The following is a 21,058-nucleotide window of genomic DNA, read 5'->3' as shown; positions in this document are numbered from 1 at the left end:
TTCGGCGGCCGTCGGCCCCGGCGCCGGCTACGGACCGAGCACCCGCAGCCGGCGGGTGTACTCCTCGTCATCGATCTCACCGCGGGCGAAACGCTCGGCGAGGATCTGTTGTGGCGACGGCCCCCGAAGGTGGCGGCCGGATGCGGCGGGATCGGGCCGGCCGCTGTAGCGGAGCAGGGCCACGATCGCCGCCACCACCAGCACCCAGAAGATCAGCATGCCCGCGACCATCAGCCCGTACCCCCAGCCGCCGAGGCCGGTGCCGTACCACATCATCATCGCCGTAATCCTCACTCCATCGAGGGTTTGCGTATTCCTCGGCCCGCCCCGCCGTCACATCGGCATCTGCATGGGGCAGAGCCCCATCTGGTGCAGCCACATCATCACGGCATGCATTGCCTGCATCATCGGCGATTGCATATCCATCTCGAGCATCTCCTTCGCGCGCGGTTCCGCTCCGCGACCGCGATTCAGCCTCGCCGATGCGATCGACGGGCGGCAGAGGCGAAAGACCTCGCCGTAACGCCGTCGGTCGTCGAATCGAGGACCTTCGACCGTGTTGCCCGGTGCGTGCGCCGCGCCAGTCTGACAGCGGACGGATACAGCAGATCGGAGCCGTGATGGGTGACTATGTAGCGAGTTTCGAGGAAATCCGGCTCACCGACGCCGGGCGAGCGGGGGGCAAGGGTGCCAACCTGGGCGAGATGGTCGGCGCCGACCTGCCGGTACCGCCGGGATTCGTGATCCTGCGTTCGACCTACGAGAGTGCCGTAGTCGAGGGACCGCACGGCGCGGAGATCGATGCGCTACACGCCGCGGCGCTGCACAGCGCCGCGGCCGACGACGACGCCGAGCGCACCCGGCTCGACCAGCACTGTGCCCGGATGCGGGAACTGGTGCACGACACCCCGATCGATCACGCGATTCAGGATGCGATCGTCGGCGCCTATCACCAACTCGGCGAGCGGGTTCGCGTCGCGGTCCGCTCGTCGGCCGTCGGTGAGGACAGCGCCGATGCCTCGTTCGCCGGGATGAATCTTTCGCGCACCAACGTCCAGGGCGACGAACAACTCCTCGACGCGCTGCGGCAATGCTGGGCGTCGCTGTTCACCCCCCGCGTACTCACCTATCGCGCCCGCCGCGGGATGGACCGGCGTCCGGAGATGGCGGTGGTGGTGCAGCAGATGGTGACGGTGCGGTGCGCCGGTGTCGCCTTCACCGCCGATCCCACCACGGGCCGGCGCGACCGAATCGTCATCGACGCCGCTCGCGGCCAGGGCGAGGTGGTCGTGTCCGGCGCGGTCGAGCCGGACACCTACATCTTCACCGCCGACGGCCCGACCCTGATCGAATCCCGCCGAGGCGCACAGAGTTTCGCCATCATGGCGGGCGAGGACGGGGATCGGCGCGTCGATCTCCCCGAGGACGTGGCGCACCGCCCGGTGCTCAGCACCGCGGAGGCCACGGCGGTCGCCCGACTGGCGCTCGAGGTTCAGCGCCACTACGGACGTCCCCAGGATGTCGAGTGGGCCTTCGACGAGCACCGCCTGTGGTTGGTGCAATCGCGTCCCATTACGACCCTGCCCGACGAATCACCCACGCCGGTCCCCGAGGCGGCGGCAGGCGCGGTAGTGCTGCAGGGACTGCCCGCCGCTCCCGGACGGGCCCGCGGGAAGGTGCGCATCCTGCGTGCACCCGCCGAGGGCTCGACGCTGCGCGACGGGGAGATCCTCGTCGCCCCGATGACGAATCCGGACTGGCTGCCGACCATCTCCCGGGCGGCGGCACTGGTCACCGACAGCGGCGGGCGGACCTGTCACGCCGCGATCGTGGCTCGCGAGCTCGGCATTCCGTGCGTTGTCGGCGCTCGCACCGCCACTTCGACCCTGCACGACGGACAACGCGTCGTCGTCGACGCTCGCGCCGGGCGCATCCTTGCCGACAGCTCACCCGAGCAGACCGGGACCGGGGCGACAACCGCGGCACCAGCAGTCGCGCCCATCCCGGCGAGCGAAGCCACCGGTACCAAGATCTATGTCAATCTGGCGCTGCCCGAAATCGCCGAACGGGTAGCCGATTCCGATGTCGACGGGGTCGGGCTGCTACGCGCCGAAACCTTGTTGACTCGTGCCCTGTCCGGACGTCATCCACGTGCCGTGATCGCCGCCGGCGACGAGAACGCGTTCGTCACCGACCTGGCCGAATCCTTGCAACGGATCGCGGTGGCCTTCGCACCGCGACCGGTCGTCTACCGCGCGACCGACCTGCGCAGCAACGAGTTTCGCACGCTCACCGGCGGGGCGGGGTTCGAACCGACGGAGCGCAACCCGATGATCGGCTACCGCGGCTGCTACCGCTATGTGCACGAACCCGACGTGTTCCGGCTCGAGCTGGCGGCCCTGGCCCGCGTGCGCGACTACACCCCGAATCTGCATCTGATGATCCCGTTCGTGCGCACTCGCTGGGAGCTGGCCGCGTGCCTGGAGCTGGTGGACGCCTCGCCACTGGGCCGGGATCGGACCCTGCGCCGATGGATCATGGCCGAAGTGCCGTCGGTCGTGCACTGGCTGCCCGAATACGTGCGACTCGGTATCGACGGCGTCTCGATCGGCAGCAACGATCTCACCCAGCTGGTCCTCGGCGTCGATCGCGATTCCGAGGAGTGCGCGGAACTGTTCGACGAATCCGATCCTGCCGTCCTCGATGCCATCGAACGCATCGTCACCTCCGCTCGGGAACTCGGAATCACCTCGTCACTGTGCGGGCAGGCGCCGTCGGCCCGGCCCGAGTTCGCCGAACAGCTGGTCGCCGCCGGGATCACCTCGATCTCGGTGACTCCCGACGCGGTGAGCCGAACACGGCGTGCGGTCGCGGCCGCCGAACGCCGGCTACTGCTCGACGGTTGTCTGCGCCGTGCGGACACGCCGAGGTGATCGATCCTCGACTCCGACTGCGATCAGCAGGCGAAGCCGGCGCCACGGGCGTAGGTTGTGACCACCCGGTTCCGGGCCCGGAGCCGGGAACCGAGCTCCACGCCCGGAGGCGCTGTGTCGACGATCAACGGTCTGCCCGCCCATGTGCTGTTCGTCCATTTTGTCGTGGTTCTCGTCCCGGTCACCGCAGTTCTGCTGATCGTCTCGGCGGTGTGGCCGTCCGTCCGGCGGCGGCTGGTGTGGCTGGTTCTCGTGCTCGCGGCGGTCGTCGTGGCGCTGGTCCCGCTCACCACCGAGGCCGGGGAGTGGCTGACCGGGCGGGTCGGTCCCTCCCCGGCCCTGGACACCCACATCGAGCGGGGCGACACGATGATCTATTTCGCGATCCCGCTGCTCGTGGCCGCCGTCCTCCTGGCGCTGTACCACCGCGCCGAACAACGGGGCAGGTCCGTGCGGCGGATCGTCGCGGCGGTGGTGGCGGTGGTGGCGATCGCTGCCGGTGTGGCCGCCACGGTCCAGGTCTATCGCGTCGGGGAGGCCGGGTCCCGCGCCGCGTGGGGCGACGCGCTCGACCACTGACTCCGGTTCACCGACCATCGTCGTACCCGGTCGGGACCAACGGCCCCTCCCCCGTGCCACGCGAACTCCTACCGTCGATGCCATGAACACTGTGCCCCCGCGCGACGTCGTCGAGACCGCAGTCCGGCTGGCCGGCCGGGCGCCCTCGCTGCACAACAGCCAGCCGTGGCGGTGGACCTTCGACGGTGTGCAGTTGCGGCTGTTCAGCGTGCACGACCGCATACTTCCGACCACCGACCCGACCGGCCGGCAGCTCGTGATCAGCTGTGGCGTCGTGCTCGACCACCTGTGCGCGGCCATGGCGGCGCAGGGCCGCCGCACGATCGTGGCCACCTTCCCCGATCCCAACGACCGCACTCATCTCGCCGATGTCCGGTTCGCGCCCTCGCCGTACATCACCGACGGCGACCGCGAACGCGCCGACGCCATGGCGCGCCGGTACACCGACCGGCTCCCGTTCGAGGAACCGGACGGCTGGGAGCCGTTCGAGACCGTCCTGCGCATGCTGTTGGACCCCGAGGACGTCGTCGTCGACGTCCTGCCCGACGACCGCCGCGCCGAACTTGCCCGGGCATCGGAGCTGACCGCCGCGGTCCGCCGCTACGATGCCGACTTTCACGCCGAATTGCACTGGTGGACCGGGCATGTGGTGGCAGATACCGGCATCCCGCGCGAGGCGCTGGTGAGCGAGGAGGAACGTGGACGCGTCGACGTCGGGCGCAGATTGCCCACGATCACCGGCGAACCACGTCGCACCGAGGTGCGCGCCGATCGATCGAAGATCCTCGTGTTGTCCACCGACGCCGACAGCCCCGCAGAATGGTTGACCTGCGGGCGAGTGCTGTCCACCGTCCTGCTCGAATGCACTGTCGCCGGCTACGCCACCTGTCCGCTGACCCATCTCACCGAGGTCGCCCGCAGTCGCAGCGTCGTCAGGCAACTGATCGGCCGGAATACCTTCCCGCAGGTGCTGATTCGAGTCGGACGGGCTCCGGGGGATCAACCGCGTCCCGACCCGACCCCGCGCCTGCCACTGCACGAGATCCTGCGCCGCACGGACGGCGCCGGCTGACCGGAACCGCAGGAGGAGAATCGCCGCCGACCCGCACCCGGGCGGCACAGTGCTGACCCGTGACCGAACGTCCAGGCGGCGCTACTGCGGGCGAGGCCGCCGCACGGCATAGATCGTCGCACCGATCGCCAGCACGACCACTCCCGAGACCACCGAGGTGAGCGGGAGGGTGCAAGCCAGCACCGCGCACCCGGCGACGCCCAGCACCGGGATCAGGCGCGGCGGTCTGCCTTCCGCCGCCGTCAGCGTCCAGGCCGAGGCGTTCGCGACGGCGTAGTAGCCGAGCACCGCGAAGGACGAGAACCCGATCGCGGCACGGATATCGGCACTCGCCGCGAGTACCGCCACGACCGTGCCGACCACCAGTTCGGCTCGGTGCGGGATGGCGAAACGTGGATGGACCGCGGCCAGCCGGTGCGGCAGATGCCGATCCCGGGCCATGGCGAAGGTCGTGCGCGAGACCCCGAGGAGCAACGCCAGCAGTGAGCCGAGCGCCGCGACGGCGGCCCCGGCGCGCACCACCGGCACCAGTTCGGGCCGGCCCGCCGCGCGCACCATATCGGCCAGCGGCGCTGCGGCCGAAGCCAATTGATGCGGACCGAGCACCAGCAGCGCCGCGACGGCGACCACCGCGTACACGGCCAGGGCGATGCCGAGCGCCAGCGGGATCGCGCGGGGAATGGTGCGGGCGGGGTCACGGACCTCCGCACCGAGGGTGGCAATGCGGGCGTAGCCGGCGAACGCGAAGAACAACAGCCCGGCGGCTTGCAGAATCCCGCGAACCGACGTGTCACCGCCGATCGCCAGCCGGCCGGCGTCGGCGGCCGAGCCCGCGAAGGCCGCGACGACCACGGCAGCCAGCACGGCCGATACCACCGCGACGATGATCCGGGTCAGGCGCGCCGATTTCTGCACGCCACAGTAATTCACCGCGGTGAGCGCGACCACCGCGGCGACCGCCACCGCGTGCGCGTGATCGGGCCAGGCGTAGACACCGACCGTGAGCGCCATCGCCGCACAGGAGGCGGTCTTCCCGACGACGAACGCCCAGCCGGCCAGATATCCCCAGAACTCACCCAGCCGTTCGCGGCCGTAGACGTAGGTGCCCCCGGAGGCCGGATACCGGGCGGCCAGCCGGGCCGAGGACGTGGCGTTGCAGTAGGCGACGACAGCCGCTACCGCCAAGCCGATCAACAATCCCGATCCGGCCGCGGCGGCGGCCGGACCGAGCGCGGCGAAGATGCCGGCGCCGATCATCGAACCGAGCCCGATCACCACCGCATCGCCCAGCCCGAGCCGACGACGCAGCTCGGTGGGCGCCTCGGAATCCATGTGCCCGACGATAACGAAGCCCCAGCAAGAGCGCCTGCCGGACGCGTGGCACCGGCACGACCAGTGCTCCACCACGCCGGCTGCCGCTCGGAGCCGGTCGCTGCCCGGCCTCCCGGTCCGGCGGTACCGCCGGCCGCCGATCCGACGCCGTCAGTCCGCGGTGAGAGCGTCGATGGCGCCGCGGAGTTTCGCCGCGGCCTCGGTCGCGATCGGTTGCAGGTCCGCGTCGCCGGTGACCTGCACCATGACCTCGGGATCCATCGCTTCGACGATGACGGCGCCCGCATCGTCGGGGTCGCGGCGCACGATCACGTTGCAGGGCAACAGCAATCCGATGCGGCGGTCGACGCCGACCGCGCGATGTGCCAGCGGCGGGTTGCACGCCCCGAGGATGAGGTAGTCCTCCATGTCCTCGCCGAGTTTGGCCTTCAGGGTCGCGGCCATATCGATCTCGGTCAGCACTCCGAAACCCTGCTCGGCGAGCGCGGCCCGCGTCCGTTGCACCGCGTCGTCGAACCGTTCGGTGTGCAGGGTGGTGGAAATCGCCAGATTCATGGTTGCCCGCTTTCTGTCGATGGTGGGTCAGGTTCGTGAGACGGCGCAACCGGCCGTGACCGGCAGGCCCAGCCGCCGCAGCAGCAGGGTCGCCGGGCACCAGCCCGCCACGCCGTACAGCAGCAGATTCGCGCCGACGAACCCGGTGAGAACGAGCCACCAGCCCGACCATGCCGCGGCCGCGACCACACTGATCAGCACGATGGTGCCGGCCAGCAGCGGTACGACGCGGGCGATGGACCAGCCCTGGTGACGAGGGAGGTTCGGCATGCGTTCACTTCCGGATCGGTTGGGCGCCTTCGCGTTTCAGGCGAGGGCGAGAAACAGTTTCTCGAGTTCGGCTTCGCTCATCGGTTCGGCGCCGTCGGCGCTCTCGCCGGTGAGGCATTCGCGCAGGCCGGTCGCGACGATCTTGAATCCGGCCCGGTCCAGGGCCCGCGACACCGCCGCGAGCTGGGTGACCACGTCCTTGCAGTCGCGTCCCTGCTCGATCATGGCGATCACACCGCCCAGTTGCCCCTGGGCGCGGCGCAACCGGTTGAGTACCTGTGCGATCGTTTCCTCGTTGCCGACCATGGCTGTCCGTCCTCTCGTCGCCTACCCCTCCAGCATACCCCTGGGGGTATGCCGGAGGGTTGTGGCGTCAGTCATGCGCGAAGCTGGTCGACGGCAGAATCCGGCGCAACCATCGCGGTGATGCCCAGGCGCGATGTCCGGTCAGCCGCAACAGGACCGGCAACAACACCAGTCGCACCGCGGCGGCGTCCAGCAGCACGGCCACACCGAGGATGATGCCCATCTCCTTCGGCGGCAGCGGATCGGCCAGCGCGAAGGTGAAGAACACCGCCACCATGACCGCCGCGGCGGCGAAGATCACCCGGCCCGAATGGGCCAGTCCGTCCACCAGGGCGTGACTCGGATCGCCGGAGCGCTCGTAGTGCTCTTTCGCCGTCGCCAGCAGGAATACCGTGTAGTCCATCGCGATGGCGAAGATCATCGCGAAGAAGAACACCGGGCCCCAGCCGTCGAGGAATCCCTGCGGGCTGAAACCGAGCAGTCCCGCACCGTGCCCGTCCTGGAAGATCAGTTTCGCCACTCCGAACGCGGCTGCGGTCGACAGCAGACTCACCACCGTCCCCAGCGCCGCGATCAGCGGAGCCTGCAATGCCACCAGTAGCAGGGCGAAGCCGAGCACCAGGATGATTCCCACGATGATCGGGAAGTAGTCGTTCAGGGCGTGTTGCAGATCCAGATTCTCCGCGGGCGCACCGCCGACCAGCGCTCCGGCCGGTAGCCGGTCTCGCAGGTGATCGAGGACCGCGCTCATCCGCGCGTCGGACGGGTCGACGTTCGGCAGCGCCTGCATCATCGCCAGCCCGCTTCCGTCGCGGGCAGGTTGTGGCGGGGTGACCATCGCGATGCCCTCGACCGACGAGGCGGCATCGGCCACCGCGCCGGATTCCGTTGCGGGCGCGACGATCTGCAACATCCCGGGAGCGCCTTCACCCATCTGTGCCTGCACCAGTTCGTAACCCTGACGAACCGGCGCGTCCGCGGGCACGACCTGGATAGACGGCATCGCGACCTTCAATCCGGTCACCGGGACCGCGAGCGCGACCAGGACCAGCAGTGCGGCGATCGCGAACGGCCACGGACGGTCGTGCAGGATCCGGCCCCAGGCCGCGAACCGCGGTGAGCGATGATGCGGGCGGCCGATGCGAGGCAGCGATCCAGCATTGATCCGGCTACCCAGCGCTCCCAGCGCGGCGGGCAACAGGGTCAGCGTTGCCAGCAGCACGAACGCGACGGCGAACATGATCCCGACGGCCATCGTGCGCACCGCCGGAGCCGGCACGATCAGCACCGCGGACAAGCTCACCAGCACCGTCAGCCCGGACAGCACCACGGCCTTACCCGCCGTGCTCATGGTCTCGGCGACCGCCGCGCGGGGATCGGAACTCGCCGCGAGCGCGCCGCGGAAACGGGCGACGATGAACAGGGCGTAGTCGATTCCCAGCGCGAGGGCGAACATCATCGCGAAGTTCATGGCCCACACCGAAATCGGCGTCACGTGGTTGAGCAGCACCAGCCCACCGGCCGAGGCGATCAAACCGGCCAGGGTGAGCAGCAACGGCAGTCCGGCCGCCACCAGTGACCCGAAGGCGACCACCATGATGGCGAGGGTCACCGGCCAGGAGAACATCTCGGCCTTCAGCATCGCATCGTGATTGGCCTTGTTGAAGTCGCTCCACAGCGCCGACGCGCCGGTGGGATAGACCTCGATTCCGTTGCCGGACAACGCCGTCAGCGCATCCTTGTGCGCATCGACCGCCTTCACCATGTCGTCGGTCGATGCCGCGGCGCCGGCGATGAGGATGCCGGTGTGTCCGTCGGGGCTGATCGACATCCCCGACTGGGGCGCCACCACCTCGCCGAATCGGGAATCCCCGGCGAAGATCGCGGTCATCCGGCCGAGCACCGATTGCACGTCGGGACTCTCGACGGTCCGGGTGTCGGAGTGCACCACGACCTGCACCGCCGCCGACGAGTTGCCGCCGAAGTGCTGCTGCGCCAGCTCGCGCACCCGGACCGAATCCGACCCGTTCGCCTGCCAGCCGGCGCCCGCGAGGGAGTTGAACACGCTCGGCGCCGCGGCGCCGAGCGCCACCAGCACCAGCAGCCAGACCCCGAACACGATCCGGGTGTGGCCGGCCATGGCGGCGCCCAGTCTGCCCAAGGCTCCACCGGGGCCCCGCGTGCCGGATGTCGGTGGTGGAACCACCACTGATTCGGTCATCACATCTCCGTTCTCATACCCCCAGGGGTATATAGCGATCGAGCACAACAATACCCCCAGGGGTATTTATCGCCAAAGGCGATCTCCGACACACAGCACACCCGCGCGGTAGGCAGCAAGAGCCGACGGCGGTGATCCACAGGATCCGGATGTCCACCCGAAAGAGTGGGGAAGGTCGAGCCGCGATCTCGGATGCCGAACCCTCGGCCCCGGACGGACCATGACGAGCGCCCACCCACTTCTGCGCGCCGTCGGAGTCGCCGGCGGGACGCGAGTTCGATACCGCTGCTGTCGGCGGGGGTCATGCGAGGGGCACGAGGGGATGCTTCAGTCACGACCTTCGCGCCACATCTTCGCCGCCTCGGCCGAGTACAGGATGCGCTGCCACAACCGATCCGGCTCGTCGGCGTGTTCGAGGCGAGTCGCGGCCCACCGAACGCCTCCGGTATCGACGGCAAGCGCCCGCTGTCGGTCACACCGTCACAGGCACCGCGCCGTCAGAAGCGCGAGCAGTCCCCGGCGGATCGCGGCGGAGGCGGCAGCCTCGGACAGGCCGCGACGTTCGACCAGGTGATGGCGGTGCGGCCAACCGGCGGTGGCGTCGAGGAGATCGAGCAACTGATCGTCGACGCCGTCGCCGGTGGTGAGTTCCGGCGCGAAGATTCGCGCGAGGTCGTCACGAAGACGCTCGTCGGTCAACCGCATTCGCGCGTCGACGGCCGCGATGTTGTGCGATTCGAGCAGGCCCAGCAGGCGGGGCCGACGCTGCAGCGCATAGACCGCCGCGCTCCGGCGCACCACCGCATCCACCCTCTGCTCCAGCGGGAGTTGCGAATCCACCTGCGCCACCAACGCTTCCACGTACTCCGATTGCTGGTCGGTGGCTGCGATGAGCAGGTCCTCCCGTGTGGGGAAGTGGACGAAGATGCTGCGCTCGGAGGTACCGGCGCGGGCAGCGATGGCCTTCGCGGTCGGCAGGTAGTCGCCCTCGTGCACCGCGGCCAGCAGGGCGTCGATGATCGCTCGGCGGGTCAGTTGCGGGTTGCGCCGTCGCCCACCGGCGCGCTCGCCGGATGCCCCTGCACTCGGATTGCTGGCCATGTCGCTATTATTGCATAGACACTGCAATAAGAGTAGGTTGCGTTCTTGTACCAGCCAACATGCCCCAATGGTCGAGTCGCCAGTTGATAGCTGATGAGGTTGTCGGAGGCGGTCGAATGTGGAAGGGAGAGCCACTGTGACGTCGGACGAGGAGCACGGTAACTCGGACGGAGGCGGCGGCCCTCGGCTGTCGCGGCGCAGCGTATTCGGGGTGGGCGCGGCGGCACTGGCTGCGGCCGGGGTCGGCCTCACCGTCGCGGGCTGCGACAGCCCCGACGCGTCCTCGTCGGCGGACATTCCGACAACCCCGGTCGGGCCGAGCGACTCCATCACCGAGCAGCACAAGCGCGTTCAGCAGACGATGCCGTTCTCCGATACCAGCGATTTCGCCGACGCCGACCGCGGATTCATCGGGGCCCCGGAGTCCGGGATCGTCAAGGATGCCAAGGGGAATGTCGTGTGGGACAACGACTCCTACGCATTCCTTGCGGGCGGCTGTCCGAACTCGGTGCACCCGAGCCTCTGGCGACAGTCACAGTTGGTCGTCAAACAGGGGCTGTACGAGGTGACGCCGGGCCTCTATCAGGTTCGCGGCCTGGACCTGTCGAATATGACGCTGATCGAAGGTGACCGCGGAGTCGTCGTGATCGACCCCCTCATCTCCGTCGAGACCGCGAAAGCCGGGCTCGAACTGTATCGGCGGCATCGCGGCGACCGGCCGGTGACGGGCCTTATCTACACCCACTCCCACGTCGACCATTTCGGTGGTGCCATGGGCGTGACGACGCAGGACGACGTCACCGCCGGGCGGGTACCGGTGCTGGCACCCCAGGGTTTCCTCGAACACGCCGTGGCGGAGAACATCTTCGCGGGCGCCGCGATGGCGCGCCGCTCGGCCTACATGTACGGCGCCGCACTCCCCCGCGGCGAGCAGGGCCAAGTCGGCGCCGGACTCGGCATGACGACCTCGACCGGCACGGTGAGCCTCATCGCCCCGACCCGCGACATCACCCACACCGGTCAGGAAGAGGTGATCGACGGCGTCCGAATCGTCTTCCAGATCACCCCCGGCACCGAAGCGCCGTCGGAGATGAACTTCTACTTCCCCGACCACCGGGCACTGTGCATGGCCGAGAACGCTACTCACACCCTGCACAACCTGGTGACGCTGCGCGGCGCACTGGTCCGGGACGCGCATGTCTGGGCGCAGTACCTCACCGAGGCGATCACGCTGTTCGCCGACAAGACCGACGTGGCATTCGCCTCGCACCACTGGCCGATGTGGGGTACGGCTCACATCACCGAATGGCTGTCACTGCACCGTGATACGTACGCCTACCTGCACGACCAGACACTGCGGCTGCTCAACCAGGGCTATGTCGGGGCCGAGATCGCCGAGATGATGCACATGCCGCCCGCACTCGAAGCCAAGTGGTACAACCACGGCTACTACGGATCGGTCAGCCATGACGTGAAGGCGATCTATCAACGCTATATGGGCTGGTTCGACGGCAATCCCGCACACCTGTGGGAGCACCCTCCGGTCGAGGCCGCGAAACGCTACGTGGCGGCGATGGGTGGCGCGAACGAGACACTGAAGAAGGCGCAGCAGGCATATTCCGACGGCGATTACCGCTGGGTGGTCCAACTGGTCAACCACGTAATCTTCGCCGACCCGGACAATCGAAACGCGAAGATGTTGCAGGCCGCCGCATTCGAACAGCTCGGCTACGGATCCGAGAACGCCACCTGGCGCAACTTCTACCTCTCCGGAGCACGCGAGCTGCGCAACGGAAACTTCGGCACCCCCACCAAAGCGAACTCCCCCAGCATGCTGGCCGCACTCACCGTCGACCAGATCTTCGACTCCGTCGCCTTCCTCGTCAACGGACCCAAAGCATGGGACCTGCACCTGATCATCGACTGGACGATCACCGACGAACACAAGACCTACCGCACCGAACTGCGCAACGGCGTACTGATCCACTACGTGCTCCCGCCGGACTTTCGTGGCCCCGCAGCCGAGACCGCGCTCACCCTGACCCGCACCACACTGCTGGCCGTACTGACCGGCAGCGAGGACATCGCCGGCGCAAGGAAATCCGGTGATATCACAATCTCGGGAAACCCGGCCGCGCTGAAACAGCTCAAAGCCGTCCTCGATACACCGGACCCGAAATTCGACATCGTGACCCCCTGAGGTCCGCCGGCCGTCGCCGCCCGGAACCGTGACCGGATTCCGCGTCGCGGTGGACCTTCGCCTCTAGCCACCGGGACCGTCCGGGTGATGGCATGGGATGACCGGATGCCCCAACCCGAGAGGTACGCCCGTGTTCTCGCCCGAGCCCGACGCCGACGGCGCACCAGCCACGACGGTCGCTCTCGACCGCGCCGAGGCGATCCGGCTGCTCTCCCGAATCGCCTACGGGCGCGTGGTTTTCACCCGCGACGCGCTTCCGGCGATCCGTCCGGTCGATCACCTGGTCGAGGCCGACGGGCGCGTCATCGTCCGTACTCGGCTCACATCTCGGCCGACCTCGGCGATCCGGGCCGATCCGGGTGTGGTCGTCGCCTACGAGGCCGACGAGATCGATCCGGATACCCGCACCGGTTGGTCCGTGGTGGTGACCGGTCTGGCCCGGCCCGTGACGGACCCCGCTCGCATCCGGCACTACGAACGCCTGCTGCGACCGTGGATCGCGGCCACCACGGACACCGTCCTCGAAATCGAGCCGACGATAGTCACCGGCGTCCGTCTCGTCGGCACGGCGGATTCCGCACCCGATGCCCAGTCCGCTCTCATCGAAAGCCGAAATCCATGACCTACCACGATGATCCGTTCGCGCCGGCGGCCAACACCGCCCACATCTGGCTGCGCACGATTGCCGATCGGCTCGGCACCGAGGACCGGGCGTTCGTGCTGCGGGCGTTGCGTGCCTGGCTGCACAGCGTACGCGATCGCCTCGATGTCGCGGTCACCGCTCATTTCGGCGCCCAATTGCCCGAGCTGCTACGCGGCATCTTCTACGAGGGCTGGGTGCCCGCACACGTGCCGGTCCGTCACGACGTGCCCTCCTTCGTCGGCGGATTCGCTCATGAGGCGGGTGTCTCCACCGATGAAGCCGTGGCGCTGATCGGCGCCGTGACGATCGCGCTGTCGGACGTCTTCTCCCCCGGGCACCTCGATCACGTGCTCGCCGTGGTACCCGAACCGCTGCGCGCAGTCCTGCTCGGCAGCGAGCTCAACAGCACCGCCACTGCGGCTCCCGAGGACGCCTAGACCGTCGTGGCATGCGCGCGGGAAAGGGACTTTCGTCCATGCCGGACGAACCGATCGCGCGGTTATGGTGAGTACATCATCGCTACTCCGATAGGACGCACTCACCATGATCAAGGTCTTCCTGGTCGACGACCACGAAATCGTGCGTCGGGGTCTCAGCGACCTGCTCGACAGCGACCCGGAGCTGTCCGTGATCGGCGAGGCGGGCTCGGTCTCCCAGGCCCTCGCCCGTATTCCGGCATTGCGACCCGATGTCGCAGTGCTCGACGTCCGCCTGCCCGACGGCAACGGCATCGAATTGTGCCGGGATCTGCTGTCCAAGGTCGACGGCCTGCGCTGCCTGATCCTCACCTCCTTCACCGACGAGCACGCCATGCTGGACGCAATTCTCGCCGGGGCCAGCGGGTACGTCGTCAAGGACATCAAGGGGATGGAACTGGCTCGCGCGGTGAAAGATGTCGGTGCGGGCAAATCCCTGCTGGACAACCGCGCGGCCGCGGCGCTCATGGAGCAGCTCCGGCACGGAACCGAGCCGGACGGTCCCCTGGCCACCCTGACCGAACAGGAGCGCAAACTCCTGGATCTGCTCGGCGAGGGGCTCACCAACCGCGAAATCGCCGAGCGCATGTTCCTGGCCGAAAAGACCGTCAAGAACTACGTGTCACGGTTGCTGGCGAAACTCGGCATGCAGCGCCGGACCCAAGCGGCCGTCTATGCGACCAGGCTGCGTTCCGGTGGCGCATCGGACTAGCAGGCAACGACACGTAGGGACCATGGACCCCAATTTCCGGGAGCAACGCCCGTATTCCAGGGTTGTGGCGGCGGCCACACTCGACACATGACCACGGTGAAGCACTCGACAACCGTCGACGGGCCGGACGACCGCACGGTCGAGGCGGTGATAGCGCTGGCTCAGCGCGCCCCCTCGGTCCACAACACCCAGCCCTGGCGGTGGACATTCGACCGCAGCCGGTTGCTCCTGTTCATCGACCCTGATCGGATGCTCTCCGGGGCCGACCCCCACGGCCGGGAGCAGGTCATCAGTTGTGGCGCGGTCCTGCACCATGCCCGAACCGCCTTCGCTGCCCGGGATTGGCATACCGATATCGTGCGAATGCCCGACCCCGAGCGACCGGATCTCCTGGCAGTGCTCGACTTCCGCCCCTGGCCCGACCCGCCCGACGGCATTCCGCCACGTGCCGCGGCCATCCTCCGGCGATACACCGACCGGTTGCCGATGGACCCACCACCGCACTGGGCCGAGGTGTCGCCTCGGCTCCGCGCCCTCGTCGCACCCCACGGGCTGGGATTCGACGAGCTCGGCGACGACGTGCGGGCCCGGGTCGCGGCGATCTCGGACACCGCCTCGGCGGCCCGCCGCGACGACTGGCTGTATCAGGACGAATTGCATTGGTGGGCAGGACATTCCGGCGGCCTCGAGGGCATTCCGGTCGACGATCTGATCTCCGATGCCGAGCTCGCCCGGGTCGATGTGGCCCGCGTGTTCCCCTCGGCGCCGCACTCCGACCGGCGCCCCGGACATGTCGACCGCGCCCGGCTCGTGGTCCTGAGCTCGCCCGAGGATTCGCGCCGATACTGGCTGCGCACCGGCGAAGCGCTCTCGGCGGTCCTGCTCGAATGCGCTGCCGACGGATTGAGCACCTGCGCGGTCACCCACCTCACCGAAGTGCCCACGGGCCGCCGCGCCTTGGCCACACTCTTACCCCGGCAGGATTATCCACAGGTCCTGATCCGCGTCGGTAGTTCGCCCGCGGCCGACTCGTTTCCACCCGCGACGCCGCGGCGCGACGTCACGGACGTCTTGACCAACCTGGGCTGAGCGTCCACCGCGGCGGTACGCCCCCGGCGCCCCACGTCTCCCAGCCCCAGCAGCCGAACCGTTCAGGCCAGGAGTTCCTGGCCGCGCCCGTGCCGACTTGTCACCCGAGTCCCCGGGTGCAGCAGGCGATCCAATCGGACGGCACCATATCCGAGCACGGACAGCGCGCTCACCAGCAGCAGGTCCGGTCCGCTGAGCGCTTCGGTCTCCAACAGTCGTTGCAGGGGCGGCAGATACACGGCGGCGATCTGCAATCCGAACGACACCGCGATCGTGACGAGCAACAGCGGATTGGCCGTCGACCACGGTCGAGTTCGCGATCCGAACGCCACACCCAGCTGGGTCGCTGCCAGCGTGAAGAACGCCATCGTCTGCCAGGGCCGGTCGGTGTGGTGCGCCCAGATCGCCACCCCGAGCGTCACCACGCAGAGTATCAGCGCGATGCGCGGAATCCGCTGCCACAGACCGGATCCCAGAATGCTCTGGGTCGGCGGCCGTGGCCGCCGCCGCATGATCGCCGGTTCGGCCGGCTCGCCACCGAGCGCGACTCCGGTCAGTCCGTGCGTCAGCAGATTGACCCACAGGATCTGGCCGGCCAGCAGCGGCAGTGCGAGCCCGAACAGCGGGCCGAACAGCATGACCGCGATTTCTGTCGCGCCGCCGGAGAGACCGTAGATCAAAAAGCGCCGAATGTTGGCATAGACCCGGCGCCCCTCCTCCACCGCAACCACCAGGGTGTCGAGGTTGTCATCGGCCAACACCAGATCGGCGGCCTGGCGGGCCACCTCGGTACCACGCCGTCCCATCGCCACTCCGATATCCGCACGATGCAAAGCGGGCCCGTCGTTCACGCCGTCACCGATCATCGCCACGATCTGTCCGTCGGCGCGCAGCGCGTCGATGATGTCGAGCTTCCGGGCCGGTGTCGCACGGGCGAATACGGCGGCGCTGCGCAGCTCCGCCTCGCTCGCCCGGCGCGCATCGACCACGTCGGCACCGTCAGCGAGGATTCCCAGGTCGACGGCGACGGCAGCGGCGGTACCGGGGTGGTCGCCGGTGATCACCACCGGCCGTATTCCGGCTCGCCGGCAGGCCGCCACCGTCGCTGCTGCCGACGCCCTCGGCGGATCCACGATTGCGACCAAGCCGAGCAGGCGCAGCCCGCGCTCGGGATCCTCGCCGGGCGGCTCCGCTCGATCCGCCGTCGCGACGGCCAGCACCCGATAGCCCTGCCCCGCGAACAGGGCTGCGCGGTCCAGCGTGTCGGTACGCAGCGCCGGATCGGCGTCGACCAGACCGCTGCGGATCATGACTTCGGGTGCCCCCTTGCAGACGACGCGATACCGCCCGTCCGGCAGTCGATGGACGGTCGTCATCCGCTTGCGGTCGCTGTCGAACGGAAGTTCCGAGACCCGCGGACAGCGAGCCCGCAGGTGCCGCTCATCGATACCGGAATCGGCGGCGGCACGAAGTAATGCCGTTTCGGTGGGATCCCCCAGTACGGCGTCCCCGTCCGCGGCCGGGTCGGCGAACTCCGCATCGTTGCACAGCACCGCGGCCGACAACAGCTCGGCGACCGCCGGATCCTTCGGCCCGCGACGCTCGGCCGCCGGCACGCCGCGGGCCGCCACCGGGCCGGTCGTCACTCCGGCTGCCGGCGGCGTCCAGACCTCCCCGACCACCATCCGGCCCTCGGTGAGGGTTCCGGTCTTGTCGGTCGCGAGAACCGTGACGGATCCGAGCGTTTCGACCGCGGGCAGGGTCCGGACCAGAGCCCGATGAGCGGCCATGCGGCGGGCGCCCAGCGCCAGCCCCAAGGTGACCACCGCCGGCAGGGATTCCGGAACCGCCGCCACCGCAAGGCTGATCGCGGTGACCAGCATCAGCTCGAGCGGCTGGTGGCGGACCAGCCCGAGCGCGAAGACCACGACGCACAACACGACGGTGACCGCGGCCAGCAGGCGCCCGATATCGACCAGGCGGCGCTGCAGTGGCGTCGGACCGGTCCGGCGATCCAGCAATCCGGCGATCCGCCCGGTCGCGCTCGCGGCGCCGATGGCCGTCACCACCGCCACACCTCGCCCCTTCACCACCACCGTGCCGGCGGACAGATCCGAATCACCGGCCACCGCTTTGTCGGCGGGCAACGCCTCCCCGGTCAGCGCCGATTCGTCGAGCAGCAGCGCGGCCGCGTCCACGACCGACGCATCCGCCGCGACGATATCGCCTTCTCCCAGCACCTCGACGTCGCCGACGACCACCTCGGACGCCGGAATCTGCAGCTGACGGTGATCGCGAACGACCCGCGCCGTCGGCGCGGTCAGCCGCTCGAGGGCCGAGATGGCTTGCTGCGCCCGGAGTTCCTGACTGACGCCGACCGCGGTGTTCACAACGACGACCAGCACGATCACCGCGGTATCGGGCCAATCCCCCGTTGCCACCGTGAGCGCCGCGGCCACCAGGAGGACCAGTATCAGCGGGTCCCGCAACTGCCGGACGACCCGCCGCCACCACGGCGTGGGTGGGCGGCGCGGCACGATATTGGCGCCGTCGCGAGCCGCCCGGCGCGCTGCTTCGGCGGCGGAAAGTCCTTCCGGAACGAGTCGGGTGGTGGCGATGGGCCCGATCATCGCGCGGTGCTCCGACGAGCCGAACCGAAGTACGGATGCCTCATGATTCGACGATCCGATTCCGGTGCTGTCCGGCACCAGAGCCTTTCGGCACGTTTCAACGACCGGTCGACGGTATCCGCGACCGGTCGTTCCCGGCCGGATGCGCTGTCCACCGCACTGCGAAGGACCCGGCGGGGTAGGCTTCAAGGCAAGCGTAAACACCGGTGTTTCGCGCACTCGTACAGCGCAGAGCAGGACAGACGACATGCCCGACGACCAGCGAGCCGGTACCTATTCGGTGCGCGACACTCTCTCGCAACTCCGGTTGCGGGAACTGCTCGCCGAGGTGCGGGATCGCGTCGACGAGATCATGGATTCGCGGGACCGGATGGACGGTCTCGTCGAGGCCATGCTGTCGGTGACCGCCGGGCTCGATCTCGCCGAAACTCTGCGCACCATCGTGCACGCCGCGATCAGCCTCGTCGATGCCCGTTACGGGGCATTGGGTGTACGTGGCCACGACGAACACCTGCAGCAGTTCATCTACGAGGGGATCGACGAGCCCACCCGCGAGCGCATCGGCGATCTGCCCGAGGGACACGGCGTCCTGGGCATGTTGTTCACCCAGCCGAAGCCGATTCGGCTCGAAGATCTCGCGCAGCACCCGTCCTCGGTCGGTTTTCCGGCCCACCACCCCCCGATGCGCACCTTCCTCGGGGTTCCCGTGCACATCCGCAGCGAAATCTTCGGCAATCTCTACCTCACCGAGAAGGCCGGCGGACAGCTGTTCACCGAGGACGACGAACTGATCGTGCAGGCCCTGGCCGCCGCGGCCGGTATCGCGATCGAGAACGCTCGCCTCTACGAGGCCGCGCGCAACCGGCAGGCATGGATCGAGGCGACCCGCGACCTGACCACCGAATTCCTCGCCGCCTCCGACCCCGGTCGGGTGCTCGCCCATCTGGTCGATCATGTGCGGGTGCTGACGGGCTCGGAATGGGTACTGCTCGCCACGGTCACCGACCCGGATATCCCCGCCGAGGAGATCACCGAACTGTCGGTGGACCAGTGGGCGGGGACTCGGGCGGAGACGGGCGACCGGGAGCTCGAGGTGACCGGCACGATCGGCGCGGCGTTCGCCGAACGCACACCCTTGCGGTTCGACGACGTGGCCGAGCTCGACTTCGCCACGCTCTTCCCGACCGGCGGGCCGGTGTTGCTGGTTCCGCTGCATACCCGGGACGCGCCGCAGGGCATCCTGATCGCCGTCCGCGCCAAGGCTGCGGCCCCCTACGACGACGACATGCTGGAACTGACGGCCGCGTTCGCGGATCAGGCGGCACTCGCCATGCAGCTGGCCGCTACCCAACAGCGATTGCGCGAACTCGATGTGCTGACCGATCGCGACCGCATCGCGCGTGATCTGCACGATCACGTCATCCAGCGATTGTTCGCCATCGGACTGTCGCTGCAGGGTGCGGTTCCGCGCACTCGGGTCCCGGAGGTCAAGGTCCGCCTGGTCGACGCGATCGACGGACTGCAGGACGTGGTGCAGGAGATCCGCACCTCCATCTTCGATCTGCACGGTGGCACCAGCACCCGGCTGCGCCAGCGCCTCGAGGAGGCGATCCGTCAGCAGTCCGCGGATTCGGGGCTTCGGACCTCGCTTCGGGTGCAAGGTCCGCTGTCGGTGGTGAGTTCCACGCTGGCCGACCACGCGGAAGCCGTTGTGCGCGAAGCGGTCAGCAATGCGGTCCGCCATGCCGGCGCCACGAGGCTGGAGACCGAGATCTGTGTCGGCGACGACTTGACCGTCACCGTCACCGACGACGGCTGCGGAATCGCCGACAACATCACGCCCAGCGGCCTGACCAACCTCGCCGAGCGTGCCCGGTCGCTGGGTGGTGACTTCCGCACGGAGGCCGGGCCGCAGAACGCGGACCGGCCCGGGACCCGGCTGCGGTGGTCCGTGCCGCTCAGTACGTGAGCGCCGGATACGCGAGCCGCTGCACAGGCGAGCGTGAGATCTACCGCGCCCGAGCCTTGTCGGCCGACCGCACCACCGTGATCGGGCATTCCACCGAGTGAACCAGGGCGGCGCTGGTGGACCCGAGCAGCATGCCGGTGAACCCGCCACGGCCGTGACTACCGACGACGACCAGCTGGACGTGCTCCGACGCGTCCAGGAGCGAACGCACGGGCCGGTCGAGGACCAGCTCGCGCCGAACCTTCACATCCGGGTGCCGTTCCGAGTAACCCGCCAGGTTTTCGGCCAGCAGCGCGTCCTCGGACGCCCGGATCGCATCCCAGCCGACGATCGCCGGGTCCAGGCCGTTGCTGCGGTCGCTCCACGCGTGCAGCACCACCAGCCCCACGTTTCGCCGCGACGCCTCCTCGAACGCGAACTCCAGCGCCGGCACGCTGTTCGCCGTGCCGTCGACGCCGACCAATACCGGTCGCACCGCCGTGACAGCATCCGTCGCCGAGATCGAACGCACCACGGTGACCGGGCAATTCGCGTGCCGGATGAGCGCAGCCGACACCGAGCCGAGCAGCCCACGGCGAATGGCGCCGAGGCCACGACTGCCCACCACGATTCCGCGGGCGTCGTCGGATCGCCGGATCAGGTGCTCGATGATCGCGTCGGTCGTGACCTCGGTGGTGATCACCGGCGAGGCGTCCGGGGTCGCCGCGCGGGCGATGCGGGCGGCCTCGACGAGGACGCGTTCGGCGTCGACGCGCAGCCAGCTCATATCGTCCTCGGTGAGGATCGGGGCGGGACCCAGTCCGCCGGCCACGGAGATCGAAGTGATCAGGTGCAGACGGCAGCCGCGCAGTGCGGCATCGGCCGCCGCCCAGGCGGCCGCGTGGTAGCCGACGGCCGAGCCGTCGACCGCGGCGATGATCGGCGAATCCGTATGCCGCTGCGATACCGCGGAATGCTCGGTCATGATGTT

Annotated in this window: 18 protein-coding genes; 9 read left to right on the top strand and 9 right to left on the bottom strand. The window is 68.9% G+C overall.

Translation table 11 applies throughout. The annotated features are described in order from the left end of the window. Positions 1-27: 27 nt before the first annotated feature. Entirely contained in the window at positions 28-294 is a 267-nt protein-coding gene (locus ON37_RS29905) for an SHOCT domain-containing protein (RefSeq protein ID WP_306306525.1), read from the bottom strand. 326 nt (positions 295-620) lie between these two features. On the opposite strand from ON37_RS29905, the gene ppsA reads away from it, so the two are divergent. From ppsA to ON37_RS29890, 3 genes are all read left to right on the top strand, one after another. Then, on the top strand, positions 621-2,933 hold the full coding sequence (gene ppsA / locus ON37_RS29900; protein WP_040724305.1) for a phosphoenolpyruvate synthase: 2,313 nt from the start codon (positions 621-623) through the stop codon (positions 2,931-2,933). A 114-nt stretch (positions 2,934-3,047) separates the two neighbouring features. Beyond that, positions 3,048-3,512, top strand: coding sequence for a DUF2231 domain-containing protein (locus ON37_RS29895; RefSeq protein WP_040724303.1), 465 nt, complete (start codon positions 3,048-3,050; stop codon positions 3,510-3,512). An 82-nt stretch (positions 3,513-3,594) separates the two neighbouring features. Then, entirely contained in the window at positions 3,595-4,584 is a 990-nt protein-coding gene (locus ON37_RS29890; protein ID WP_040724301.1) for an Acg family FMN-binding oxidoreductase, read from the top strand. A gap of 81 nt (positions 4,585-4,665) precedes the next feature. On the opposite strand, the gene ON37_RS29885 is transcribed toward ON37_RS29890, so the two are convergent. The 6 genes from ON37_RS29885 to ON37_RS29860 form a co-directional block, all read right to left on the bottom strand. Next, positions 4,666-5,916, bottom strand: coding sequence for an APC family permease (locus tag ON37_RS29885; RefSeq protein WP_040724300.1), 1,251 nt, complete (start codon positions 5,914-5,916; stop codon positions 4,666-4,668). Between the two features lie 150 nt (positions 5,917-6,066). After that, positions 6,067-6,471, bottom strand: a complete 405-nt coding sequence (locus ON37_RS29880) for a DUF302 domain-containing protein (RefSeq protein ID WP_040724299.1) — start codon at positions 6,469-6,471, stop codon at positions 6,067-6,069. Positions 6,472-6,498: 27 nt separating this feature from the next. Beyond that, positions 6,499-6,741 carry a YgaP family membrane protein gene (locus tag ON37_RS29875; protein WP_040724297.1) on the bottom strand — a complete coding sequence of 81 codons (243 nt, stop codon included), beginning with the start codon at positions 6,739-6,741 and terminating at the stop codon, positions 6,499-6,501. Between the two features lie 36 nt (positions 6,742-6,777). Then, on the bottom strand, positions 6,778-7,047 hold the full coding sequence (locus ON37_RS29870; RefSeq protein ID WP_030516394.1) for a metal-sensitive transcriptional regulator: 270 nt from the start codon (positions 7,045-7,047) through the stop codon (positions 6,778-6,780). A gap of 67 nt (positions 7,048-7,114) precedes the next feature. Beyond that, on the bottom strand, positions 7,115-9,268 hold the full coding sequence (locus tag ON37_RS29865; RefSeq protein ID WP_083893397.1) for an MMPL family transporter: 2,154 nt from the start codon (positions 9,266-9,268) through the stop codon (positions 7,115-7,117). Positions 9,269-9,748: 480 nt separating this feature from the next. Further along, positions 9,749-10,369 carry a TetR/AcrR family transcriptional regulator gene (locus tag ON37_RS29860; RefSeq protein WP_040724293.1) on the bottom strand — a complete coding sequence of 207 codons (621 nt, stop codon included), beginning with the start codon at positions 10,367-10,369 and terminating at the stop codon, positions 9,749-9,751. Between the two features lie 361 nt (positions 10,370-10,730). On the opposite strand from ON37_RS29860, the gene ON37_RS29855 reads away from it, so the two are divergent. From ON37_RS29855 to ON37_RS29835, 5 genes are all read left to right on the top strand, one after another. Then, a complete protein-coding gene (locus tag ON37_RS29855) occupies positions 10,731-12,569 on the top strand; it encodes an alkyl/aryl-sulfatase (protein ID WP_083893405.1) in 1,839 nt (612 codons plus the stop codon). A 130-nt stretch (positions 12,570-12,699) separates the two neighbouring features. After that, on the top strand, positions 12,700-13,191 hold the full coding sequence (locus ON37_RS29850; protein ID WP_051032311.1) for a pyridoxamine 5'-phosphate oxidase family protein: 492 nt from the start codon (positions 12,700-12,702) through the stop codon (positions 13,189-13,191). Beyond that, entirely contained in the window at positions 13,188-13,649 is a 462-nt protein-coding gene (locus tag ON37_RS29845; protein ID WP_051032310.1) for a DUF2267 domain-containing protein, read from the top strand. The genes ON37_RS29850 and ON37_RS29845 overlap by 4 nt, the downstream gene beginning before the upstream one ends. 106 nt (positions 13,650-13,755) lie before the next feature. After that, entirely contained in the window at positions 13,756-14,400 is a 645-nt protein-coding gene (locus ON37_RS29840) for a response regulator (protein ID WP_040724292.1), read from the top strand. Positions 14,401-14,487: 87 nt separating this feature from the next. Further along, positions 14,488-15,489 (top strand): Acg family FMN-binding oxidoreductase, encoded by a 1,002-nt coding sequence (locus ON37_RS29835; RefSeq protein WP_051032309.1) that lies wholly within the window; start codon positions 14,488-14,490, stop codon positions 15,487-15,489. A gap of 62 nt (positions 15,490-15,551) precedes the next feature. On the opposite strand, the gene ON37_RS29830 is transcribed toward ON37_RS29835, so the two are convergent. After that, positions 15,552-18,119 carry a cation-translocating P-type ATPase gene (locus tag ON37_RS29830; RefSeq protein ID WP_051032323.1) on the bottom strand — a complete coding sequence of 856 codons (2,568 nt, stop codon included), beginning with the start codon at positions 18,117-18,119 and terminating at the stop codon, positions 15,552-15,554. 247 nt (positions 18,120-18,366) lie between these two features. Between ON37_RS29830 and ON37_RS29825 the strand changes: the two genes are divergently transcribed. Next, positions 18,367-20,088 carry a GAF domain-containing sensor histidine kinase gene (locus ON37_RS29825; RefSeq protein ID WP_040724291.1) on the top strand — a complete coding sequence of 574 codons (1,722 nt, stop codon included), beginning with the start codon at positions 18,367-18,369 and terminating at the stop codon, positions 20,086-20,088. A gap of 40 nt (positions 20,089-20,128) precedes the next feature. Here the strand turns inward: ON37_RS29825 and ON37_RS29820 are convergent. After that, positions 20,129-21,058, bottom strand: a 930-nt coding sequence (locus ON37_RS29820; RefSeq protein WP_373282100.1) for a universal stress protein, incomplete at its 5' end; no start/stop codon positions are given.

The sequence above is a fragment of the Nocardia veterana NBRC 100344 genome, assembly GCF_000308855.1.
In the GTDB taxonomy this organism is placed as follows: domain Bacteria; phylum Actinomycetota; class Actinomycetes; order Mycobacteriales; family Mycobacteriaceae; genus Nocardia; species Nocardia veterana.
This window is presented reverse-complemented; position numbering and strand designations above follow the sequence as displayed.